The following is a 204-nucleotide window of genomic DNA, read 5'->3' on the forward strand; positions in this document are numbered from 1 at the left end:
GCCGAAACATGAAAATTGGAATCCTCACCAGCGGTGGCGACTGCCCCGGATTGAACGCGGTGATCCGCGGCGCCGTACTGAAAGGCATCGCCATCCATGGCCACGAATTCGTCGGATTCCTCGACGGCTGGCGCGGCGTGGTGGAGGGCGACATCATTGACATCCCCCGCACCATGGTCCGTGGCATCGCCAAGCAGGGCGGCA

General features: G+C 63.2%; 1 protein-coding gene. It reads left to right on the forward strand.

What is annotated here, in order from left to right; translation table 11 throughout:
• Positions 1-8: 8 nt before the first annotated feature.
• Positions 9-204: 6-phosphofructokinase (locus tag AC5RTT_RS20965; protein ID WP_494146748.1), on the forward strand; the 196-nt coding region annotated here is incomplete at its 3' end.

The sequence above is a fragment of the Arthrobacter sp. Y3221157 genome, from assembly GCF_059089865.1.